The organism is Luteibacter sp. OK325 (assembly GCF_003050935.1).
Taxonomy (GTDB): domain Bacteria; phylum Pseudomonadota; class Gammaproteobacteria; order Xanthomonadales; family Rhodanobacteraceae; genus Luteibacter.
In genome coordinates this window covers 459411-482448 of sequence record NZ_QAOX01000003.1, presented here as the reverse complement: position 1 = coordinate 482448, position 23038 = coordinate 459411, and the positions used below count along the sequence as shown (strand labels likewise).

At 64.6% G+C, this 23038-nt stretch carries 19 protein-coding genes; 14 read left to right on the top strand and 5 right to left on the bottom strand.

All coding sequences use genetic code 11. The features are described 5' to 3' along the window. Window positions 1–106 precede the first annotated feature (106 nt). From C8J98_RS09880 to C8J98_RS09835, 10 genes are all read left to right on the top strand, one after another. Complete coding sequence (locus C8J98_RS09880; protein ID WP_107913013.1) at window positions 107–418, top strand: c-type cytochrome; 312 nt, start codon at window positions 107–109, stop codon at window positions 416–418. After that, window positions 415–1230, top strand: coding sequence for a co-chaperone DjlA (gene djlA / locus C8J98_RS09875; RefSeq protein WP_107913012.1), 816 nt, complete (start codon window positions 415–417; stop codon window positions 1228–1230). The genes C8J98_RS09880 and djlA overlap by 4 nt, the downstream gene beginning before the upstream one ends. A gap of 278 nt (window positions 1231–1508) precedes the next feature. Beyond that, window positions 1509–2183: a ribulose-phosphate 3-epimerase gene (gene rpe, locus C8J98_RS09870; protein WP_063573953.1), complete on the top strand. Its 675-nt coding sequence runs from the start codon at window positions 1509–1511 to the stop codon at window positions 2181–2183. Window positions 2184–2271: 88 nt separating this feature from the next. Further along, a complete protein-coding gene (locus tag C8J98_RS09865; RefSeq protein ID WP_107913011.1) occupies window positions 2272–3015 on the top strand; it encodes a hypothetical protein in 744 nt (247 codons plus the stop codon). A 48-nt stretch (window positions 3016–3063) separates the two neighbouring features. Then, window positions 3064–3849: a hypothetical protein gene (locus tag C8J98_RS09860; protein WP_107913010.1), complete on the top strand. Its 786-nt coding sequence runs from the start codon at window positions 3064–3066 to the stop codon at window positions 3847–3849. A 639-nt stretch (window positions 3850–4488) separates the two neighbouring features. Beyond that, a complete protein-coding gene (gene pdsR / locus C8J98_RS09855; RefSeq protein ID WP_107913009.1) occupies window positions 4489–5178 on the top strand; it encodes a proteobacterial dedicated sortase system response regulator in 690 nt (229 codons plus the stop codon). A gap of 130 nt (window positions 5179–5308) precedes the next feature. Beyond that, on the top strand, window positions 5309–7306 hold the full coding sequence (locus C8J98_RS09850; protein WP_107913008.1) for an ATP-binding protein: 1998 nt from the start codon (window positions 5309–5311) through the stop codon (window positions 7304–7306). A gap of 209 nt (window positions 7307–7515) precedes the next feature. Next, window positions 7516–8991 (top strand): anthranilate synthase component I, encoded by a 1476-nt coding sequence (gene trpE, locus C8J98_RS09845; RefSeq protein WP_107913007.1) that lies wholly within the window; start codon window positions 7516–7518, stop codon window positions 8989–8991. A gap of 163 nt (window positions 8992–9154) precedes the next feature. Next, entirely contained in the window at window positions 9155–9829 is a 675-nt protein-coding gene (locus C8J98_RS09840; RefSeq protein ID WP_107913006.1) for a hypothetical protein, read from the top strand. Window positions 9830–10145: 316 nt separating this feature from the next. After that, on the top strand, window positions 10146–10631 hold the full coding sequence (locus C8J98_RS09835) for a DUF4019 domain-containing protein (protein ID WP_107913005.1): 486 nt from the start codon (window positions 10146–10148) through the stop codon (window positions 10629–10631). A 140-nt stretch (window positions 10632–10771) separates the two neighbouring features. Here the strand turns inward: C8J98_RS09835 and C8J98_RS09830 are convergent, their stop codons facing one another. Further along, a complete protein-coding gene (locus tag C8J98_RS09830) occupies window positions 10772–11776 on the bottom strand; it encodes an alpha/beta hydrolase (RefSeq protein ID WP_107913004.1) in 1005 nt (334 codons plus the stop codon). 204 nt (window positions 11777–11980) lie between these two features. On the opposite strand from C8J98_RS09830, the gene C8J98_RS09825 reads away from it, so the two are divergent. Continuing rightward, a complete protein-coding gene (locus tag C8J98_RS09825) occupies window positions 11981–12313 on the top strand; it encodes a hypothetical protein (RefSeq protein WP_107913003.1) in 333 nt (110 codons plus the stop codon). A 433-nt stretch (window positions 12314–12746) separates the two neighbouring features. Here C8J98_RS09825 and C8J98_RS09820 read toward each other — a convergent pair whose 3' ends face one another. The 4 genes from C8J98_RS09820 to C8J98_RS09795 form a co-directional block, all read right to left on the bottom strand. After that, window positions 12747–14123: a leucyl aminopeptidase family protein gene (locus tag C8J98_RS09820; protein ID WP_107913002.1), complete on the bottom strand. Its 1377-nt coding sequence runs from the start codon at window positions 14121–14123 to the stop codon at window positions 12747–12749. A 69-nt stretch (window positions 14124–14192) separates the two neighbouring features. Further along, window positions 14193–14891, bottom strand: coding sequence for an HAD family hydrolase (locus C8J98_RS09815; protein WP_107913001.1), 699 nt, complete (start codon window positions 14889–14891; stop codon window positions 14193–14195). A gap of 5 nt (window positions 14892–14896) precedes the next feature. Then, window positions 14897–16423: a substrate-binding domain-containing protein gene (locus C8J98_RS21955; RefSeq protein ID WP_233260179.1), complete on the bottom strand. Its 1527-nt coding sequence runs from the start codon at window positions 16421–16423 to the stop codon at window positions 14897–14899. A gap of 368 nt (window positions 16424–16791) precedes the next feature. Then, window positions 16792–18144, bottom strand: a complete 1353-nt coding sequence (locus C8J98_RS09795; protein WP_107913000.1) for a Do family serine endopeptidase — start codon at window positions 18142–18144, stop codon at window positions 16792–16794. A gap of 362 nt (window positions 18145–18506) precedes the next feature. Here C8J98_RS09795 and C8J98_RS09790 point away from each other — a divergent pair, with 362 nt between their 5' ends. From C8J98_RS09790 to C8J98_RS09780, 3 genes are all read left to right on the top strand, one after another. Then, entirely contained in the window at window positions 18507–20654 is a 2148-nt protein-coding gene (locus C8J98_RS09790; RefSeq protein WP_107912999.1) for an adenosylcobalamin-dependent ribonucleoside-diphosphate reductase, read from the top strand. Between the two features lie 119 nt (window positions 20655–20773). Continuing rightward, the gene (locus C8J98_RS21950) at window positions 20774–21847 is read left to right on the top strand and encodes a hypothetical protein (RefSeq protein ID WP_199229868.1); all 1074 of its coding nucleotides are present in this window, start codon (window positions 20774–20776) and stop codon (window positions 21845–21847) included. A 59-nt stretch (window positions 21848–21906) separates the two neighbouring features. Further along, complete coding sequence (locus C8J98_RS09780; protein ID WP_107912998.1) at window positions 21907–22692, top strand: NrdJb; 786 nt, start codon at window positions 21907–21909, stop codon at window positions 22690–22692. Window positions 22693–23038: the final 346 nt, after the last annotated feature.

The window sequence follows — 23038 nt, the reverse complement described above, 5'->3', positions numbered from 1 at the left end:
GCATCAACAGGCCCCAGCATCAACAGGCCCCAGCATCGACGGGGCTCACAGGGCCTGTGGCGATTGGCCTGCTAGAATTTACGGTTACTGCCCCCATTGCCCTGCCATGCGAATCCTGACGACCGCGGCGCTTGCCCTGGCCCTATCCGCCCCTGTCCTTGCGACGCCGCCCACGAAGCCGGCGCGCCTCGGGCTGTGCGCGGCGTGCCATGGTGAAGACGGCATGGCACGGATTCCCGGCGCGCCCAACCTGGCCGGGCAGAAACTCGATTACCTGCGCGAAGCATTGCGCCAGTACCGTGACGGCCGCCGCGACATCCCCGTGATGCGCGCGGCTACCGGCCCCCTTACCGACGCGGAACTGGACCAGCTGGCCCAGTGGTTCTCCGTGCAGATCCCTTCCAGAGCGGCTCCATGAATTTCTTCGCTACGTTCATCGGCCTCTTCGGGGGCTTCTGGTTAACCCACAACCTGCTCGGCGCCCTCATTGGCGGCGCGCTCGGCTTCATGTTCGACGCCAGCCGCCAGCAGAGCCAGCGCCGGCGTGCCCCTGCGCAAGGCGGCTACATCTCGCCGCTGTTCGCGCTGATCGGCGCGGTGGCCAAGGCCGATGGACGCATCTCCGAAGCCGAGATCGCCATTGCCGAACGCCTCATGGCGCGCATGGGCCTGGACCAGGACCAGCGCGCGATCGCGGTCGGCGCGTTCAACGAGGGCAAGCAGCCCGAGTTCAACGCCGCCGAAGTGATCGACGAGCTGCGCCAGTGGGTCGGCCATCGCCGCGACCATGCCTTCCCGGTGATCGACGTCGTGATCGAGACGGTGCTCGCCGAGGGCAGCCCGTCGCCGGAGAAGATGGCCATCCTGCGCCAGCTCGCCTTCGCCCTGCGCGTGAGCGACATGGAGCTGATGGCGCTCATGGCGATGAAGGGCTACGCCTGGAACGCCAACACCAGCGGCCGCTCGTACGGCGGTGGTCAGGGTCGCCCCGGTGGCGGCTACGTGCCGCCACAGCGCAGTGCGCAGGGGCCGGATCCGTATGCCGTGCTCGGCATCCAGCGTGATAGCGACGACCGCGCGATCAAGCGCGCGTATCGAAAGCTGATTTCGGAGCACCATCCGGACCGGCTTGGCGACCTGCCGGAAGATATGCGCCGGCGTGCGGAGTCGCGGGCGAGCGAGATCAATGCGGCTTATGAGCGGATCAAGGCGGAGCGGGGCTTTAAATAAGAGCATCGCCGCTGAAGCGGCTCCCACAGGGGGGGGCGGTGCTTCTACCGGAAATACACGTGCTTCTGCTGGAAATACACGGCCCACTGGATCACGCTTCGGTTGGCCCCCATCTTCTGTCGGTTGGCCCCCATCTCCTGTGGGAGCCGATTCATCGGCGATCCCGCGGCAGCGGGCCAGTACATGGCAAGAGCATCGCCGCTGAAGCGGCTCCCACATTAGTCTCTAGTCCTCCGAAGTCTCTAGTCCTCCGAATCCTCCTAGAAACGGTATCGATCATGTCCAAGCAGAGCCCCGTTATCGCCCCGTCCATCCTCTCGGCTGACTTTGCCCGCCTGGGTGAGGACACGCGCAAGGTGCTCGACGCCGGTGCGCAGTGGGTGCATTTCGACGTGATGGACAACCACTACGTGCCCAACCTCACCATCGGCCCGATGGTGCTCAAGGCGCTGCGTGACTACGGCATTACCGAGCACATCGACGTGCACCTCATGGTCAAGCCGGTGGACCGCATCGTGCCGGACTTCGCCAAGGCCGGCGCGCGCAGCATCAGCTTCCATCCCGAAGCCAGCGAGCATGTCGACCGCACCATCCAGCTGATCCAGGGCGAAGGCTGCGAGGCCGGCCTCGTGTTCAACCCGGCCACGCCGCTGTCCTGGCTGGATTTCGTCATGGACAAGATCGACATGGTCCTGATCATGTCGGTGAATCCGGGCTTCGGCGGGCAGAAGTTCATCCCCTCGGCCCTGGAGAAGATCCGCCAGGTGCGTGAGCGCATCGATGCCAGCGGTCGCAAGATCCGCCTGGAAGTGGACGGCGGCGTCACCCCTGACAACATCGGCGCCATTTCGGCGGCCGGTGCCGACACCTTCGTCGCTGGCTCGGCCATCTTCAACGCCCCGGACTACGCCGACGTGATCCGCCGCATGCACGCGGCCATCGACGGCAAGTAAGCGCCTAAACAAGATTTCACGAATAAAAAGCGAACCGGGTGGTATGGTAATGGTGACTCGGGGTGGGTCACAGACCAAGGATCTACGTATGAAAGCGTTGTCCGTTCTGAGTCTTGCCGCAGCACTCACCGTCACGGCCTTTGCCGCCCAGGCCGGCCAGCGCCCCTTGCCCCTGCCCAATCAGGAAGCCAAGGTTGCCGACTCGCTGCAGCCCTGCCCGGGTGGGCTGGAACGCTTCCTTCCCGGTGAATACTATTTCTGCGCCGCCGCCCGGGATTACTGGAGCGGCCACATGGGCCTGGCGCGCGAGAACCTGAAAGACGCCGCCCGCTGGGCCAGCAAGCCGGCGCAGTACGCGCTCGGCGTCATGTATTTCAATGGCGACCACGCCGAGAAGAACCGCCCGCTCGGCCTGGCGTGGCTGGCGCTCGCCGCCGAACGCCACGACCCCGCCTACGAGCCCGGCTTCATTTCCGCCTACCAGCACGCGACGCCGCAGGAGCTGGCCCAGGCCGACGCCTATTGGCGCGACATGAAAACCACCTACGCCGATGCCGTGGCGGCACCGCGCGCGGGGCGTCAGTTCGATCGTGCGTACAAAGAGCTCGAATGGGCGGCGAACTTCGGCGGCAGTGTCTTCATCGACGGCGTGTTCATGCCCACCACCGCGGCCGCCTCGGCGGACAACCTGCCGTTGCAGAGTGGCTTCAGCGTCGCGCGCCTGCTGCAGGCGCAGAAGGCCATGTACTTCTACGGCTACGATAGCCACGTATTCGTCGGCGATGCCGAACTGGTGCCGGTCAGCCAGGTGAACGCACGCCCGTCCGATTGACGTTGATGCACACAGGAAGTTCCCTCGAAACCTGCTTTGGAGAAGGTCATGCACTCACTTCGTAACGTCGCGCTCGCCTTGCTTTGCACCGTCGCCGGTGCCGTATCGGCTACCGATGCGGCATCGCCCGCCCGGACACCGTCCGATGCCAAGGCGGAGATCCGCAAGACCATCCAGGGCTGCGCCCAGGGCCTCGAGCGCCTGCTTCCGGGTGACTACTATTTCTGCGCAGCCGCGCGCGACCTGGGCCGGGGACATAACGCGTCCTCGCGCGAACGCCTGCGCGACGCCGCCCACTGGGCGAGCAAGCCGGCGCAGTACTCACTCGGCCTCATGTACTTCAATGGCGACGAAGGTCCGGCCAACCGCCCGCTCGGTCTCGCCTGGCTGGCGATAGCCGACGAACGCCACGACCCGCGCTTCGAACCTGCCTTCATCCAGGCCTACACACAGTCCACGCCGGCTGAGCGCGTGCAAGCCAACCAGTACTGGCTGACGCTGAAAGAAGATTTCAGCGACGCCGTGGCCGGCCAGCGCGCACGTCGTCGATACAACAACGAGATGCGCGATATCGTTGCCGCGTCGATGTTCGGCGGCTCGGTCTTCATCGACGGAATCACGCCGCCGGATGGCCCTGGATTTGGCCAGTTCAACAACGGCGAAAGCTCGCGGGTCTCAGGCTCGCACGGCTTTGCCGCCTTCCGCACGCTGAACAAGGCCGGCGACGACTTCTTCCGTGGCATGGCCGGCACGGTCACCGTCGGTGAGGCAACGCCCGCCAACCTGGTGCCGATCGGCCAGGTCGTCGCGCAAACGGCAAAAGCCCCCGACTGATAAGGGGGCTGTTAAGGGGTGCGCTGCGCGCCCCTGGTGGGAGCCGATTCATCGGCGATAGGGTGCTAGCGCCACCCTATTCCGCTGCCGCGTGGGCCCGCTGCCGCGGGATCGCCGATGAATCGGCTCCCACAGAATTTAGAGGGGCAGCCATTCGGGGTCGGGCTCCGCCACCCCGGCGGCTGGCGCACTTCCATGCGCGCCAGCCGCGCCAAGGCCTTCCATAGCCGGTTCCACGAAGTCGTCGAAAAGATCCATGAGGAGTCTCCCGTCTTTAGTGCATGCCGAACAGGACGCCAAGGACGAGGGCGCCAATGGCCAGGGCCACGCGGAGCGGCTCGAAGTCGCGTTCCAGTTCGGTGTTGTCGGCGTCGGGTTTGGTTTTCATGGTCTGAACATCCTCGGCGCCGGATTGACGCGCCGTTATGGCTAGTTGAACGCCACGGGCGGCGGGCGGAACGTCCGCATTGAGGCAATCCGCAGACTGTTTGTGGCAAATCCCGGGCAAACAAAACGTGTAGGCCGGGGCCGGGCCTGAGTGCGAGAAGAGGCAAGACGCGGGCAATCATGACCAAGGCCTTGCGGCCGGGGCGTCCGCATAGGAACCTTCGCTCGCCGATTCACCTCAACGGAATGCCCATGGCCCGCAGCATCGCCATCGTCGAAGACGAACCCCTCATCCGCGCCAACTACGTCGAAGCGCTCAATCGCTTCGGCTACGAGGCCCGCGGCTACGGCTCGCGTGGGGATGCCTCCATGGCCTTCGCCATGCGCCTGCCGGAGCTGGTCATCATCGACATCGGTCTGGGTGACGAGCCCGAAGGCGGCTTCGATCTGTGCCGCGAACTGCGCGCCAAGTCAGCCACGCTGCCGATCATCTTCCTCACGGCGAGGGATTCGGATTTCGACGTCATCTCCGGCCTGCGCCTGGGCGCCGACGATTACCTGTCCAAGGACACCAGCCTGCACCAGCTCGCGGCGCGCATCGCGGCGCTGTTTCGTCGCATCGAATCGCTGAAGGCCCCGGCCTCGAGCGAGACGGTGATCGAGCACGGTCCGTTGAAGCTCGAGTCCGAGCGCATGCGTATTTTGTGGAACGGTATCGAGATTCCGCTCACCGTCACCGAATTCTGGATGGTGCACACGCTGGTGCGTTTTCCCGGTCACGTGAAGAATCGCGACCAGCTGATGCGCGAAGCGGAGCTGGTGGTGGACGACGCCACCATCACCTCGCACATCAAGCGCATCCGCAAGAAGTTCATCGCGCTGGCGCCGGAGTTCGATGCGATCGAGACGGTGCATGGTGTGGGGTACCGTTGGACCTCTTGAGGGTGCCCTTTGTGGGAGCCGCTTCAGCGGCGATGGGTGCTGGCGGCAACCTTGCCCGCTGCCGCGGGATCGCCGATGAATCGGCTCCCACATCGGCGATGAGTCGGCTCCTACAACGGCGCGTTTGTGTATGACTCTTCGGCAGAAACTTCTCCTTGTCGCGCTTTGCACGCTGGCACTCCCCGTGGCTGGGTGGCTTTACGTGCGGCAGATGGAAACGCTGCTGCGCGAAGGCCAGGCGCAGGCGCTGGTGGCTTCCGGGCGAGCGCTGGCGCGCAGTCTCGTGGTGGTCGACGCACCGCTGCCGCCGGCGGGTAATGCCTGGTACGTGCAGCACACGCCCACCGCCATCACCATGGATGGCTATGCCGATGACTGGGCTTCGCTGAGTCCCTGGGCGCAGAACTTCGGCAAGAACACTCGCGTGATGCTCGCCGAAGATGATCGCTGGCTGTATTTCTACATCGACGTGCGCGCCACGCATCGCCGCCGTGCGGATGCGGACGATCGCCTCGCGCTCAACGCCGACCACCTCATCATCTCCATCGCCAGCGCGGACGACGCGCAGCGTTACCTCATGGCCAGTGCCGCGCCCGGCGCGACCACCGCCATCGCGCTTGATCCTGAGGCCGGTGTGCTGCCCGATCGGATCAATGCGCAGTGGCAGGAAGACGGCAGCGGCTTCCGCGCGGAGTTCCGCCTGCCGCGTGGACTGCGCCTGGATCGTTTCGGCCTCGGCGTGCATCTGGCCGCCGATGGCGACAGCGAGCCGCTCACCGCCGAAGCGCGCCCGTTGCTCGACTTCTCCGCACCGCTTTCGCAGGAGCTGGCGCGGCTGGCGCCGGACGGCGTGCGTGTGCGCGTGCTCTCACCCGACGCCTGGCTGATGGCGCAGAGCGGCAAGCTCGATCTGCCGGATCTTCCCGCCTCCGAGAGGCCGGGTTGGTTCGCTTCGCTGGTATATCGCTCGTTGCTGGCGACGCGGCTGGATGACGAAGGTGGTTGGGCGGAAGACGCGCCGCGTCTCGACCTGCCGGAAGTGCGCGAAGCGCTTCAAGGTAAGCCTGCCACTGCCTGGCGCGCGGGTGAATCGCGCGGCAGCGTGGTGCTCGCCGCGGCGTTGCCGATCCAGAGCGGCGGCAAGCTGCATGGCGTGGTGCTACTTGAGCAGCCCAGTCGTTCCGTGCCCCTGCTCGCCAACCGCGCGCTGTTCGGCCTGCTGCTGACCAGTTTCGCCGTGCTGCTGATCGCCGGCGGCGTGCTGTTGTTGTTCGCCACGCGACTGACCTTCCGCCTGCGTCGCCTGCGCAATGCCGCCGAGCGTGCGCAGGACAACGACGGCCGTCTGGATGGCCCGTTCCCGCTGATCGATGCCACGGACGAGCTCGGCGACCTTGCACGCAGTTTCGCGCGGTTGTTCGAAGTGGTCGGCGGTTACACGGACTACCTGCGCACGCTGGCGTCCAAGCTTTCGCACGAACTGAATACGCCGCTGGCGATCGTGAAATCCTCGCTGGATAACCTCGACCACGCCGGTCTTCCTCCGGAAGCCGAGCCCTACCTTGCCCGTGCCCGCGATGGCGTGGCCCGTCTCGGTGCCCTGGTTCGCGCCATGAGCGAAGCCAGCCGCATGGAACGCGCGATCGCGTCGGCGGAAGCGGAGGACGTGAACCTCGCGGACATCGTGCGCGGTTGCGCTGATGGGTATCGCGGCCTGGCCGGCGATCGCACGCTCGAAGCGGTGCTGCCGCCGGGGGCGGTGCCGATGCACGTTTCCCCGGAGCTGATCGCGCAGGCGCTGGACAAGCTGTTCGACAACGCCTTGTCTTTCACGCCACCGGGCGGCTGGCTGCGCATCACGCTCGTGCTGACCGCCGAGGGTGCCGATGTCGAGTTGGCCAACGAGGGGCCGTCGCTGCCGGCCGCCATGCAGGGGCGCCTGTTCGACTCGCTGGTGAGCCTGCGCGACAAGGCCACGCCAGGGGATGCGCCGCATCTTGGCCTGGGGCTCTACGTGGTCCGCCTGGTTGCCGAGCGGCACCAGGGCAGTGCCAGCGCAAGAAATATCGAGGGTGGCGTGGCGTTTACGCTGCACCTCAAAGGCCTGCCAAGGCAGCGCCTCGCCTAGCCCTCTGTGGGAGCCGCTTCAGCGGCGATAGCCAGGTTGCGGCGAACCCCATTCGCCGCTGAAGCGGCTCCCACAGAGGGCATCGCCGCTGAAGCGGCTCCCACAGAGGGCATCGCCGGTGAAGCGGCTCCCACAGGGAGCATCGCCGATGAATCGGCTTCCACAGAAGGCTACAATCCCCGGTCACCCCACCCGATTCGACGCCCCGAATGATCTCCCGCGAACAATTCGATGCTTACGCCGCGCAGGGCCATACGCGCATTCCGCTGGTGCGCGAGGTCTTTTCCGACCTCGATACGCCGCTGTCGGTGTATCTGAAGCTGGCCGATGGCCCGTATACCTTCCTCTTCGAATCGGTCGAGGGCGGTGCTACCTGGGGGCGCCATTCCATCATCGGTTTGCCGGCGCGGCGGGTGTATCGCCTGCGTGGGCATGAGCTGGAAGTGGAGGAGAGTGGGGAAGTCGTCGAGCGTCGTCATCTCGACGATCCGCTTGCCGAGATCGAAGTGCTGCGCAAACAGTACGACGTGCCCAAGTTGCCGGGCCTGCCCGACTTCACCGGCGGTCTCGTTGGCTACTTCGGTTTCGAAACCATCGGCTATATCGAAAAGCGCCTCGCCCAGTGGGACAAGCGCGACGAGATCGGCACGCCCGATGTGCTGCTGATGCTCGCCGATGAAGTGGCGGTGTTCGATAACCTCAAGGGTCGCCTGTTCCTCATCGTGCATGCGGATCCGTCGAAGCCGCAGGCCTATGCCGATGCCTCGCGCCGTCTGGATGCGCTCGCGTTTCGCCTGCGCCAGGGTGGCGTGTCGTACCCGCAGATGCTGCAGCCGGCGGCGATCGACGAATCCGATTTTAAATCCTCGTTCACCCGCGAGGAGTACGAGGCCGTGGTGCGCAAGGCGCAGGAATACATCCGCGCCGGCGACATCTTCCAGGTCGTGCCATCGCAGCGTCTCAGCGTCGGTTTCAACGCGCGGCCCGTGGACGTCTATCGTGCGTTGCGCGCGATGAATCCGTCGCCGTACATGTTCTTCATCGACATGGGCCCGACCCAGATCGTCGGTTCGTCGCCGGAGATCCTGGTGCGCTTGAAGGGCGGTCGCGTCGTGTTGCGTCCGATCGCCGGCACGCGCCGTCGCGGTGCCGACGAAGCGGAAGACGTGGCGCTGGAAACCGAGCTGCTCGCCGATCCGAAGGAACGTGCCGAGCATCTCATGCTGATCGACCTCGGTCGCAACGACGTCGGTCGCGTGAGCAAGACGGGCACGGTGGAGCTGTCCGAGTCCTTCGTGGTCGAGCGCTACTCGCACGTCATGCACATCGTGTCCCAGGTCGAAGGCGATATTCGCGACGACCTTTCGTATATGGATGTCATCAAGGCGACGTTCCCGGCCGGTACCGTGAGCGGTGCACCGAAGATTCGCGCGCTGGAAATCATCCAGGAGCTGGAGCCGTTCAAGCGCAACATCTACGCCGGCGCCATCGGCTGGCTCGGCTGGTGGGGCGACGCGGATACCGCCATCGCCATCCGCACCGCCGTGATCCAGGACGGCCGCCTGCACGTGCAGGCCGGCGGCGGCGTCGTCTACGACTCCGACCCGGCCGCCGAGTGGGAAGAAACCATGAACAAAGGCCGCGCACTGTTCCGCGCCGTCGCCCAAGCCGCCAAAGGCCTGTAAATGCCTGTGCCCTTGTAGGAGCCGATTCATCGGCGAAAAGGTGCTAGCGGTATCCTTAAACCCCGCTACCGCGGGGATCGCCGATGAATCGGCTCCTACAGAAAGTCACCTCGCAACCGCTTCAGACTTTTTCTGCACCAACGTCATGGACCGAATGAAACTCATGAGCAGCACGCGCACCTTTATCGCCGCCGGAAGTCTTGCCGTCATGGCCGCCACCTCGGCGCCGTCGGTACAGGCACGCGAGCCATTCAGTGACGACGTCACCTCGCGCACGCAGGCGCTGGCGCTGCTGGAAACGTTGAACGCCGATCTGCTCAGCCACCCGAGCGCCACGCTCACGCTGGAGCGCTGGTGCAGCGATCACGCCCTGGCCGGTGACGCCAAGATCCTCGCCCGTCGCGTGAAAGGGCAGGACAAGCCACTCCCGGACGCCGACCGGCAAACCCTCGGGATCGGCCCGGACGAACCGGTGAAGTACCGCCGGGTCCAGCTGGCCTGCGGTGAGCACATCCTTTCCGAAGCGGACAACTGGTACGTCCCGTCCCGCCTCACCCCGGAAATGAACCAGATCCTCGACAGCACTGACCAGCCGTTCGGTAAGGTCGTCCAGCCGCTGCATTTCCGCCGCCAGACCATCAGCGCGGACCTGCTCTGGTCACCCCTGCCCCAGGGCTGGGAGATGGAAGCGGCGCTGCCCCCGTCGGTTAAAGGCCCCCTCGCGATCCCCCACGAGCTGCTGCGGCACCGCGCGGTCCTCTTCAACGAGGCCAGTCAGCCGTTCAGCCTCGTCGTCGAGACCTACACCTCCGAAGTCCTGGCCTTCGGCCGCCGCTAAGGCCAGGTGCTCCAGACCGGCTCCGCACCTTGTGGGAGCCCCTGTGAGAGCCCCCCGTGGGAGCCCCCTGTGAGAGGCCCCATATGAGAGGCCCCTGTGAGAGGCCCCCTGTGGGAGCCGCTTCAGCGGCGATAGGGTGCTCGCCAAAGCCCAGCCCGCTGCCGCGGGATCGCCGCTGAAGCGGCTCCCACACACAGCTATGGCGATGCGCACCCCCACCATGCGCACCCCCACCATGCGCGGTACTCCATCCGGCTGACTTGGCAGGGCCGCCCGAGCGCCGGAAGCTGGACTCCACATAAGGTGGAGGCATCCCATGGCCCCGGCGAGCGCAGTTGCACGAAAAGTCCCGGCGCCCCGGCTGACGGGCACGAACGCCTTCGGCGCGATGCTCACCGTCGCCCACGAACCGCGCCTTGGCCCCCAGCCGAACTCGCTCGACAACGCCGTCGCCAACGCCACCCACTGGGTGCAGCTATCCAACGCCCGCCGTCCCGACGCCATGTGGCTCGAAGCCGGCGCGATGATGCAGCGGCTGGTGCCGCGTTCGGACTGGGTCCGGTATTTGCGGAAGATTCGTCTCGACCGCGGAGCGCTGACCGGGCGGGAGTGGTTTGAAGTCACCCGTGTGCGTGATCCCGTGGGATTGCCCGCCGGCGATTACCTCAACGTGATCTTCGTTGCGCAGTTCACCCGCGCGGTGCTTTTCGAAACCGTTTCGCTGGCGCCCGGCAGTGCAGGGTGGATGCCCGTCGGCTATGTCATCCGCCCTGTGCAGCGCGAAATCTCGTTCGTCCAGTAACGGTGAGAGCCGCTTCAGCGGCGATGCTTCCCGCTCCCTGTGGGAGCCGCTTCAGCGGCGATGCCTCCCGCTCCATGTGGGAGCCGCTTCAGCGGCGATGCCTTTCGCCGCTGAAGCGGCTCCCACACAAAGAAAGAGCGTTACAGCGCTTTATCCATCGCCTGATAGAACCGCTCCGGCGCCTCGATCATCGGCGCGTGCCCCAACCCCTCAAGCGGAATCAACTTCGCTCCGGGAATCTTCGCGGCCGCCTCCTTGCCTAGCTTTGCGTAATCGCCCAGCGTTGCCTGCACCGACGCTGGCGCGGCGTCCTTACCGATAGCCGTACGATCCGCCTGCCCGATGATCAACACCGTCGGTACACGGATATCGGGAAACTCGTAGACCACAGGCTGCGAGAAAATCATGTCGTAGGTGAGCGCGCCAGCCCACGCGACCGCCTCACGGCCGCTGCCTTCGTACATGCCGGCCTGCATCACCGCCCAACGGTCGTAGTCGGACTTCCACTTACCGTCGTAATAGCTCTTCAACTGGTACGCGCGGATGCTGGCGTACGAGGTCTTCATCTCGCTCGTATACCAGTCATCGACGCTACGCCACGGCACGCCCTTGGCCTTCCAGTCTTCCAGGCCGAGCGGGTCGACCAGCACCAGCTTCTCCACTCCCTGCGGGTACATCAGCGCATAGCGCGCGCCGATCATGCCGCCCATCGAATGGGCGACGACGGTGACCTTGTCCACGCCGAGGCTCGCCAATAGCGCGTGCGTGTTCGCGGCGAGCTGGGCGATGCCGTACTGGTAGCCGCGTGGCTTCGACGATTTGCAGAAGCCGATCTGATCGGGAATGACGACGCGATAGCCCGCGACACGGAGATGCTCGGCGGTCGCCTGCCAATACGGGCCGCAGAAATTCTTGCCATGCAGGAGAACGGCGGTGCGCCCGTTCGGCTTATCCGGTTTGATGTCCATGTAGGCCATCTCGAGGGACTGTCCCTGGCTTTTCACGTTGAACATCGTGACCGGATAGGGGTAGTCGACGTGCTCGAGGCGCGGGCCGAGATCCTTGATCGCCGGCGTGTCGTCGGCGAGGAGCGGCGTGGCGGTGCAGAGCAGGGCGAGGGCGAGGGCGAGGAGCGTGCGACGCATGGCGGGGAGTCCTGTGCAGTCCAACCCCCACGATACCGCAGTGCCCGTTGTAGGAGCCGATTCATCGGCGACTTGGGTGCTTGCCGAAACCTGGCCCGCTGCCGCGGGATCGCCGATGAATCGGCTCCCACATCGCCGATGAATCGGCTTCTACATTATTTTTGTCATACTCCCGGCCGTACGGGCCAAAAGCGGGGACATCTCATGAGCGATTTCGAAGCGCCTTCGCGCGAATACACGCGCCCGCCGATGACGCGGGGTGTCGATCCGCAGCGCATGAACTGGCTTTGGCAGCTGATTCTGCAGGCGACGGATCTGGATCCGGATGAGGTGCGCGTGGCATTGGTGGCCTGCGGTGTGGCGGCTTCAACGAAGCGACTGCATAGCTGGGAGGTGAGCGATCAAGACGACGCTTATTTCCCACTGTCGCTCGCCGAGCTGGAGCGGAATCTACGCGCGGTGATCGCGATGAAGAAGCAGCGCGCTGAGGCGATCGACGCAGCGGCAGACGCTGTCAAAAGCGAACCCGAAGAATAATCGCCGCGCCGCTCTCTGTAGGAGCCGATTCATCGGCGATAGCCAGATTGCGAGAATCTGGCCCGCTGGCGCGGGATCGCCGGCGTAGCCGGCTCCTGCAAGGTGCGATACGCCTGCTTCGTGTGGGAGCCGATTCATCGGCGATAGCCAGGTTGCGAGAATCTGGCCCGCTGGCGCGGGATCGCCGGCATAGCCGGCTCCCACAATCGCCGGCGTAGCCGGCTCCTACAAGGTGCGATACGCCTGCTTCGTGTGGGAGCCGCTTCAGCGGCGATAGCCAAGTTGCGTGAACCTTGCCCGCTGTCGCGGGATCGCCGGCATAGCCGGCTCCCACAATCGCCGGCGTAGCCGGCTCCCACAATCGCCGGCGTAGCCGGCTCCCACAGTCGCCGGCAATAGCCGGCTCCCACAAGGGGCTCCCCAAAGGGGCTTTTTAGGAATAACGCTCGGAGAGGAACCGGTAGAAGGCACGCAGGCCCTGCGCTTCACCACCGCGCGGATGCGCCGGGCGGTCGGTGTCGTTCCACGAGTACGTGTCCAGGTGCATCCAGTTCTGGCTCTCGGGCACGAAGCGTTCGAGGTACAACGCAGCCGTAATCGCTCCGGCGTGACGCGACGGACCGGCGTTGGCGAAGTCCGCGACGTACGATTCCAGCATGCGACGGTACGGGCGCCACAGCGGCAAACGCCACAGGGGATCGCCGACGAGTTCCGCTGCGCCGATCACGTGGTCGGCGAGCTGGTCGCGGTTGGTGAACAGGGCGGGCAGCTCGGGGCCGAGTGCCACGCGTGCGGCGCCGGTGAGCGTTGCGAAATCGACGATGAGGTCCGGTGCCTGCTCCACCGCATAGGCGATAGCGTCGCAGAGCACCAGGCGACCTTCGGCGTCGGTGTTGTCCACTTCCACCGTGTGGCCTGCGCGCGTCTTGATGACATCGCCCGGGCGCATCGAGTTACCGGCGATGGCGTTCTCGACGGCAGGAACCAGCAGGGTGAGGCGCACCGGCAGGCGCGCTTTCATCACCAGGCCGGCGAGTGCGATCGCGTGCGCCGCGCCGCCCATGTCCTTCTTCATCCAGCGCATGCCGTCCGCCGGCTTGATGTCGAGACCGCCGGTGTCGAAGCACACGCCCTTGCCGATGATCACCAGCTTCGGGTTGGAGTTCTTGCCCCAGGTGAGCTCGATCATGCGCGGCGCGCGATGGCTGGCGCGGCCTACGGCATGAATGGTCGGGAAGTTCGCGGCGAGGAGTTCGTCGCCTACCCATTCCTGCACCTTTGCCTTGTGTTCTTCGGCATGAGCGCGGATGGCGGCGGAAAGGTGTTCCGGGCCCATGTCTTCGGTGGGCGTGTTGACCAGGTCGCGCACTTCGGTGGTGGCATCGATCGCCGGCTGCACCGAGCGCAGCGTGGCGGCGTCGACGACCAGCTGTGCGATCGGACGTGTGCGGCCACGGTAACGGTCGAAACGATAAGCGCCGAGCGCCCAGCCGAGCGCGAGCAGGTCGCGGTCTTCGATCACGCCCTCTTCGGCGAGCTCGTACAGGCCTTCGGGAAGACGGGTGGGCAGGGAGCCCAGTGCGCCGATGGCATCGGTGCGATCGACGCCGACAAGAATGCGGGAGATGGTGCCCTTGACGTCGGGCAGCACGAGCACGGCGCCCGGCGTCGGACGAAAGGCCGTCGATACCAGCCACTGTTTGTGCACAGCCCCGAGCCGCTCTTCGGCCGCAGCCATGCCGGCCATGTCGACCGTCTCGATAGCGATGGCAGTACGTTTCCCGGTCTTGCGTTCGATCAGCGGCGACATCAGGCCTCCCGTGCCTCGCGGTCGTTGGCAACCGCGTCGATGGATTGTTGCAATCAGTGAGTCGCTATTCTAACTGTCCGTAAGCGCCGACGCTTCAACCCAATCGGCTAAATGCGTCATATCGGGAAATTCCAGGTCGGGCGCAGGTCCATGCGACCACACCTCACCCGTGCGATTGAGCCAGACGGTGCGCAGTCCAGCCTCACGTGCGCCGAGTACGTCCAGCAGCGGATCGTCACCGACGTGAACAATCTCGCCCGGCTCGATACCCAGCGCTTCGGCCGCAGCAAGAAAAATGCGGGGATCCGGCTTGGCCACGCCCAGCCCGCCCGCGCTGATGCGCGTATGGAAGAGATGGTGCAGGCCGATGATCTCGAGATCCGCATTGCCGTTGGAGATGCTGACGATAGGCACGCAGTGCGCGATACGCTCCAGGGCCGCCAGGCTGTCGGGGTAGAGCTCCACGTTGTTGCGGGCGGCGAAGTAGAGCCGCCACAGCTCGTCCACCGGGGCATCGTCGATGCCGCAGTGTGCGAAGGCGGCGCGGATGGTCATCCGGCGCTGTTCGCTGAAGTCGTGGGAAAGATGGGTGTTGTCGCGGGCGATCTTTTCGCGAAGCTCACGCATGGCCTCGATGGGCCATGCGTTGGCGACGTCGGGATGGTGTTGCCTGAGCCAGCGGTCGACGACGTGCTCGGCCTCGATAAGGGCCGGTAGAACCGGCCACAGGGTATCGTCGAGGTCGAGTGAGACGGCGCGGACGGCCATAGGGCTCAGCGTGCGCTCACCTTGAGCACCTGGCCTGCATGGACGTTGTTGTCCTTCAGGCCGTTCATGGCGCGCAGCTGGTTCACGTCCACGGCGTTCTTCTTGGCGATGGAGTAGAGCGTGTCACCGGCCGACACCTTATAAGTGTGCGACGCAGCGGCAGCGGCCGGCTTCTTCGCTTCCCGGGTCATGGCCGTCATGGAAGCCTTGGCTTCCGGCCTGGCGGCAGCAACCGCAGCCTTCGCCGCGGCCGGCTTCGCCTCGCTCACCTTCGGCGTCGCGATGCTGTTGGACTTCTCCGAGCTGTCGATCGGAGCAGCCGGCTTCGCAGCCAGCTTGCCCTTCACCGTGACGGCGTCAGCCAGAACCTTGGCGAACTTGCCGCCGACCTTGGCGTTATCGGAGACCGAGAAGGCTTCCGCGTGGACGCCGGCGAAGCCCATGTGCGCCGAGGTGCTGACGCTGGCGACGACCTTGGCGAACTGCGACGGCTCGGCGGTGGTAGCGACCGAGCCCTTGGCCTCTTTCGCGACCTTGGCGCCCTTGCCCTTGGTCTCGGCCTTGGCGACAGCGACTTCCTTCGCGGCTTCCGCCGGAGCGGCAGCAGCGACGGTCGGCGCGGTGGTCATTGCCTGACCCACGTTGGCACGCGTGCCGACAGTGGAAGCGATCGTTGCGCGACGGGCGGCATCGCCCGAAGCGAGCGAGGCGCCATCGGCGTAAGGCACGAGGCTATGCGAGCGGAGCAGGGAGCTGCCCGTGCCCGAGGTGACGAAGGAAAGGAATTCCTTGATCTCGGCGGACTTCGGGTTGGTGTCGTTGGTGACCAGGTAGATCTCGGTGTACAGCACGTACGCGCCGCTGGCGACCGTCGAGGCCGACGGCGTGACGCCATCGATCTGCAGGATCTTCACCTTCTTGTTCGAGGCCACGCCCGCGAGCGTCGTCGCGCCAAGGCCCTGCTTGTCGAGGGTCACGCCCTCTTCGAGCTTGGCCACGTTGACGTAGAGACGCGGTGCGGCGACGGGCTGGTTGCCGCGTCCGAACAGCAGGCGACGCATGCTGTATTCCACGCCATCGGCCGGGCTGGCCACGGCGTAGAGGTTGATCGGGGCATCGGCGCCGCCCAGGTCCTTCCAGTTCGTGATGTGCCCCATGTAGATCTCATGGAGCTGCTTGAGCGTGATGTTGCTCACCGGGTTGGACGGGTAGGTCACCATGACCAGGGCGTCCCATGCCACCGGCGTGAAGGTGAGCGACTGCTCGGCAGCGCCGACCGCCGGACGCGCGGAGCCGGCGATATCGGCCGAGCCCTTGACGACAGCGTCGATACCGGAGGCCGTATTGAAGGGCTGCAGCTCGAACTTGCCCTTTCCGGATTTCTCCCAGGCCTTGGCGACGTCGATGACCACGCCGCGCGCGGTGGTGATATCGCCACGCCACACGAGGGCGGTATCGGCGGCGAAAAGGGTTGCAGAGGCGCTAAGGCCGATCAGCGTGGCGGTAAACAGTCGCGCAAGACGGAGAGACATGGACGGCAAGAACCTCGGGACGGAAGCGGGGTTGGGCATTGGGGCGCAATTGTGGGCTATTGAAGGCCCGGGCGCATCCTTTGACGTCAATCCGCATCCTGCCGGGGGGAAACAGAACGTAGGCTGTCGGGGGATTGTGGCGGTGCGGCAGAGGAGCATCGCCGCTGAAGCGGCTCCCACAGTAAGACCTGCCTGGCCTTTGGGATTGCCGGCTTTTGTGTGGGAGCTGCTTCAGCGGCGATGCTCTCAGGCCGGAAAGCATCGCCGCTGAAGCGGCTCCCACAAAGGGCGATGAGGTGCTCCCACAAAGAGCGATGAGGTGCTCCCACAAAGAGCGATGAGGTGCTCCCACAAAGAGCGATCAGGCGCTACAGGACGGCGTAATACACAGATCCCTCACGAACCACCGTCAACAACAGCTGCCCGCCACCCAACCCACGCCCCACCGGCAACGCCTTCACCGACCCCACCCGCCGCTGCTGGATCCCCACCACCACATCCCCATCCTTCAACCCCGCGGCCGCCGCCACTGACCCACGGCTCACCCCACTCAACACCACCCCAAACAACCCACCCACTTTCTGATCCGCCGTGAGATCGCTCAAGGTCACCCCAGCCAGCCGCGGATCCACCTTCCCACCATCGACGGAAGTGATGGCAACCGCAGCAATCGTCGCCTCCACATCCCGCGACGCACCCTCACGCTGCACCGAGAGCTTCACCTTCGCGCCCAGCGGCAGCAGGCCTTCGGTATTGCGTACGTCCTGCGCCGAGCGCACGGCCTTGCCGTCGATCGCGGTGAGCACATCACCGGTCTGCAGCCCCGCGCCCTCCGCCGGTGAGCCGTCGTTGATACGCGTGACCACCGCCCCGTTAGCGTCCTTCAACCGAAGCGCCTGGGCGATGCGTGGCGTGATGTCCTGCACCTCCACGCCGAGATTCCCGCGTCGCACCTTGCCGTAAGACAGCAACTGCTTCATCACGCCGCTGGCCAGGTCGGTCGGAATGGCGAAGCCGATGCCGACGTTGCCGCCGGAGGGGCTGAAGATCATCGAGTTGATGCCGACCAGCTCGCCGCGCAGGTTCACCAGCGCGCCACCGGAATTGCCGGGATTGATCGAGGCATCGGTCTGGATGAAGTTCTGGAAGCCCTTGCCCAGCCCCGAACGACCCAGCGCCGAGACCATGCCCGATGTCGCCGTCTGCCCGAGACCGAAGGGATCGCCCACAGCCACCACGAAGTCACCGACACGCAGCTGCGCGGAATCCGCGATCGGCAGCGCCTGCAACCGCTCAGCCGGAATCTGCAGCACCGCCACGTCCGTTTCCGGGTCGCTGCCGAGCAACTTCGCCTTGAAGTCGCGACCATCCTGCAGCGTCACCGTGATATCGTCCGCGCCCCCCACGACATGGTGATTGGTCAGCACATAGCCTTTATCGGCATCGATGACCACGCCCGAGCCCAGGCTCTGCTCCACGCGCTGGCGCGGTACACCCTGATTGCCGAACAGCTCGAAGTACGGATCGCGTGCATGCACGCGGGTCTTCGTCGAGATATTCACCACCGCCGGCGTTACTTTGGCCAGCATGGGTGCCAGTGAAGGCATCGGCTCACCGTTGATGGACGGTGGCAGGCCGGCAAAAGCGGGCGAGGCCAGGGCAAAACCCAGGGCCCCGAGCACGGAAAAAATCCTGGTTCGCCGATAAGCGCTGGCGGTCATACAAGAACTCCTTGTTTAGGTCGTTGGAACAGGCAACCGAGGCCTTCGACCCCCGCGTCGGCGACGAGTTTCAATCCGTGCGACACCGATCACTGACACTTTACTTCGACCCCTTCCGGGTTTAATGTTCACTCCGGTCGTAACCACAACATCTTGTGTTCCCAGGTTCCCTTGTTACCTAGCGCTGGTGCTGCGGTTACTCAGGTCCAATCTATAAACCATCGTCGGTAAAGGCTTTACGGGGCCGGCGAAGGGAGCACGGATGGTCGGCAGAGGCTCCGGGGGGAGAGCTGTCGAGGTGGTTGCGTCGACGCATACCAATAAGAGGCCTACAAAGGCCGCGACTCGAGGACGACACATACATGAGCACTGCACGTGCGCAAGCCATGGGGCTTGAGACCGCGGCCATTCCGCTTCAGCCTGCCTCGTATGACATCTGGGACAAGAAGTACCGCCTGAAGGCCAAGTCCGGTAACCCCGTCGACGGCTCGGTGGACGAGACCTACCAGCGTGTCGCCCGCGCACTGTCCGATACGGAAGCCACCGACGAGCTGCGCGCGCACTGGTTCGAGCGTTTCCTCTGGGCCCTGCGCCGCGGTGCCATTCCCGCTGGCCGCATCACCTCCAACGCTGGCGCGCTCGAGCACAAGCCGGCCACCTCCACGATCAACTGCACCGTCTCGGGCACCATCCACGACTCGATGGACGACATCCTGGAGAAGGTGCACGAAGCCGGTCTCACGCTGAAGGCCGGCTGCGGCATTGGCTACGAGTTCTCGACGCTGCGCCCGCGCGGCGCTTACGTCTCCGGCGCCGGCGCCCACACGTCGGGCCCGCTGTCGTTCATGGATATCTACGACAAGATGTGTTTCACCGTCTCCTCCGCCGGCGGTCGCCGCGGTGCGCAGATGGGTACCTTCGACATCGCGCATCCTGACGCCAAGGAATTCATCCGCGCCAAGCGCGAAGACGGTCGCCTGCGCCAGTTCAACCTGTCGCTGCTGATCACCGACGGCTTCATGGAAGCGGTCGAGAACGACCAGGACTGGCCGACGGTCTTCCCGGTGCATATCAAGGAAGAGCACGAGATCGACCTCGCCGACGCCACCAAGGTGCTCTGGCGCGAATGGCCGACCTCGCAGAACTACGTCACGCGCGAAGACGGCCTGGTCGCCTGCAAGATCTACGGTCACATCCGCGCGCGGCACCTGTGGGACATGATCATGGTCTCGACGTATGACTACGCCGAGCCGGGTTTCATCCTCATCGACCGCGTCAACGAGATGAACAACAACTGGTGGTGCGAGCACATCCGCGCTACCAACCCCTGCGGCGAGCAGCCGCTGCCGCCGTACGGCTCCTGCCTGCTGGGCTCGATCAACCTCACCGTGTTCGTGCGCGATCCGTTCGGCCCCAAGGCCCGGTTCGACTGGGAGGAATACCGCGAGGTGGTCCGCGTGTTCACCCGCATGCTCGACAACGTGGTCGAGATCAACGGCCTGCCGCTGGCGCAGCAGCGCGAAGAGATCATCTCCAAGCGCCGCCACGGCATGGGCTTCCTGGGCCTGGGCTCCACGGTCACCATGCTGAAGATGCGCTACGGCAACGCCGATGCGGTCGCCTTCACCGAGGAAGTCTCGCGTGAGATGGCCATCGCCGGCTGGGAAGTCGCCCTTGAGCTGGCCAAGGAAAAGGGCAGTGCGCCCGTCCTGGTCCGCGAGTACGAGGTCACCGCCGAGATGCTGCGCAAGCGCCCGGAGATGGTCAAGGACGGCTGGAAGGTCGGCCAGGCTATCCGTGGCAGCGTGCTGCACGCGAAGTATTCCCGCTACATGCAGCGCGTGGCTGAAGTGGCCCCGGAGCTGATCGAGGCCCTGGCCGAGACCGGCGCGCGCTTCACCCACCACTCGTCCATCGCGCCCACCGGCACGATTTCGCTCAGCCTGGCCAACAATGCCTCCAACGGCATCGAGCCCAGCTTTGCGCACCACTATTCCCGCAATGTGATCCGCGAAGGGAAGAAGTCGAAAGAGAAGGTCGAGGTCTTCAGCTACGAGCTGCTGGCCTACCGCGCCCTCATCAATTCCGAGGCGCTGCCGTTCTCCGACGACCCGAAGACCCGCCTGCCGGATTACTTCGTCTCCGCCGATGACATCAGCCCGAAAGAACACGTAGACATCCAGGCGGCCTCGCAGAAGTGGATCGATTCTTCCATTTCCAAGACCGCGAACGTCCCGACGGATTATCCGTATGAGGACTTCAAGGACATCTATATGTACGCCCATAAGCAGGGTCTGAAGGGCTGCACAACCTTCCGTTTTAACCCCGCCGCGTTCCAGGGCGTGCTCGTAAAAGAAACCGACCTGGAGAACACCCTCTATCGCTTCGAATTGGAAGACGGTAGCGTTGTCGAACTGAAGGGTAACGAAGAAGTCGAATACGACGGTGAAATGCACACCGCCGCGAACCTCTTTGATGCTTTGAAGGAAGGCTATTACGGTAAGTTCTGACCCCGCGGAGAGGGAAAAACATGTCCAACGAAAACCAGGTTGTCGAGGGTGAGCTGCCCGATATCGACACCAATGACACCGTCGAGACGCCCGAAGCGGAGACGAATGTCGCCGCTGAAGTGACGCCGTCGCCGGTCGTCGCAAAGAAAGTCGTCAAGCGTAAGCCGGTCGCCATCAAGACCATCGAGCCGACCCCGGCTCCGGTCGAAGCAGCTCCGGTTGAACGTGATCTGGGCGAGCCCGACTTCGTGTCGGAGCCGGCTCCGGTCGTCGTCAAGAAGGCTCGCAAGCCGGCAGTGAAGAAGGCGGCTGTTGTCGAGGTTGCCCCGGTGGAGACGCCGGCTCCGGCTAAGAAGGCTGCGAAGAAGGCAACTCGCAAGGCTCCGGCTAAGGCTGCACCTGCTGAAGCGGCGCCGAAGAAGGCCGCTGCTAAGAAGGCTGCGCCGAAGAAGGCTGCTGCGGCTGCCAAGAAGGCTCCGGCCAAGAAGGCGGCGGTGAAGGCTGCTCCGAAGAAGGCGGCTGGTAAGAAGGCTGCTTCGAAGAAGGCTGCGCCGACCAAGGTTGCTGCCAAGAAGGCTTCGGCTAAGAAGGCGGTCAAGAAGGCCGCTGTGAAGAAGGTTGCTGCTAAGAAGGCTCCGGCCAAGAAAGCAGTAGCCAAGAAGGCACCGGCCAAGAAGACTGCCGTTAAGAAGGCTGCGGTCAAGAAGGTTGCCGCCAAGAAGGTTGCCAAGAAGGCCGTGAAGAAAGTCGCGGTCAAGAAGGCAGCGGTGAAGAAGGCCGTCAAGAAGGCACCGGTTCGCAAGGTAGCCTCGAAGAAGGTTGCCAAGGTCGCCAAGAAGGTCGCTTCCAAGAAGGCCGCCGCCAAGAAGGGTTCGACCCGTAAGGCAGCAGCAGTCAAGAAGGTTGTCCGCAAGGCAGCCGGTCGCGTCGTGAAGAAGGCCGCCGCCGTCCGCAAGACGGTCAAGAAGGCTGCCGGTCGCGTTGCGAAGAAGGTCTCGACGGCTCGTAAGGCCGTCAAGAAGGGCGTGGCCAAGGTAGCTCGCAAGAGCGCCGGTCGCGTCGCAGCTGTAAAGAAGACGGTCCGCAAGGCCGCCAGCAAGAAGACCGCCCCCAAGGCGGTCAAGAGGTCCACTGCCAGCAAGACCGGTCGTACGGCGGCACGCAAGAGCGCCGTTCGTGGCCGTCGTAAGTAAGTAGCACCCATCCCACCCGGCGCCAGGCGCCGGGTGGGATACCTAATAAGAGAAGAGTCATGGCGATCAAGATCGAAAAGAAGATCAAGGGCTATAACGTCGTTAAGCCCGAAGACAAGGCCGCTCCGGCCCCCGCGCCCGTGCCGGTGAAAGAAGCCGCGCCCGTGGCCGAAGTCATCCAGATGCACGAAAGCCTGGAACGACCGGAGACCCTCGTCGGCAGCACGTACAAGATCAAGTCGCCGCTCTTCGAGCATGCGCTGTACGTGACGGTTAACGATATCGTCCTGAACGCCGGTACCAAACACGAAATGCGCCGTCCCTTCGAGCTGTTCATCAACTCGAAGAACATGGACCACTTCCAGTGGATCGTGGCGCTCACCCGAATTTTGTCCGCCGTCTTCCGCAAGGGTGGCGACGTGACGTTTATTGTTGAAGAGCTCAAGGCCGTTTTCGATCCGCGAGGCGGCTACTTCAAGGCCGGCGGCGTCTACATGCCGAGCATCGTCGCCGAGATCGGCGCCGTGGTCGAGCAGCACATGAAGTCGATCGGCCTGATCCACGACCCGGAAATGAGCGACGCGACCCGCGCACTCATCGCCGAGAAGCGTGCCGCCTACGAAAAAGCCGCCAAGCCCGCAACGCCGGCCGCCGCTACCGCAGCAGCCCCTGTAGGAGCCGGCTCCGCCGGCGATGCTTCTCAGGCCGCCGCAGAAGCGGCCCACATGAACGCATCAGGCTTCCCAGCTGGCGCCACCCTCTGCGCTAAGTGCAATACGCAGGCGTTGGTGCTGATGGACGGGTGTCAGACTTGTTTGAATTGTGGGTATTCGAAGTGCGGGTGATGGTACGCTGCTAATAGCGGTTGCTGGTCGCGTGCAGCGACTGGTTTGTCTTTACCTCTTAGCTTGCTCCTCACTAAACTTTGGCCTGGGGAGCTATGCGTCGTGCCCGTTTGCGGGTAAACGCGGTAACTATGCCGCCTCTAACTCGCATCTGGTACGTGATGAGCAAAAAGGAATCAGGTAGAACGCGGGCTGTGAGCCTTCGCCTTTCGTCGGAGGAGGTTCGTCGCCTAAAGCTCATGGCGTCCAACAACGGATTTTCGGACGTTGAAGCGTTGCTTCAGAGTTGGGTATCCGAGCACACAGAGAGCGCCCCGGCTGCTGTTCCCTCGTGGCAGGCAGAGGG